The sequence below is a fragment of the Citrobacter sp. TBCS-14 genome, assembly GCF_005280805.1.
Classification (GTDB): domain Bacteria; phylum Pseudomonadota; class Gammaproteobacteria; order Enterobacterales; family Enterobacteriaceae; genus Citrobacter; species Citrobacter gillenii.
The window spans coordinates 1-283 of the sequence record NZ_SZWM01000707.1; the positions used below are offsets into that span (position 1 = coordinate 1).

Genomic DNA, 283 nt, shown 5'->3' on the forward strand with positions numbered 1-283 from the left:
CGCATCGCCTGCATTCCAGTTTTCATAGACAAACTCACCTATGCCGCAGCAATCCAGGGTATAGCCAAAATTTGCGCCAAACGCGGCAACATCAAAAGCTTTGGCACCCCGTAGCCCCTGCTCTTCATCAGGAACAAAACCGACCTTCACCGGTCCATGTTTAATCTCCGGATGTGCAACCAGATACTGTATGGCATTCATGATGGCAGCGATGGCAGCTTTATCATCAGCACCTAACAGGCTGGTTCCATCCGTCACGAGCAGGTCATCACCGATATAGTTT

At 50.2% G+C, this 283-nt stretch carries 1 protein-coding gene; it reads right to left on the reverse strand.

Going from position 1 to position 283, the window contains the following annotated elements:
• On the reverse strand, positions 1-283 hold a 283-nt coding region (locus FDX22_RS20825), incomplete at both ends, for a M20/M25/M40 family metallo-hydrolase (RefSeq protein ID WP_146717717.1).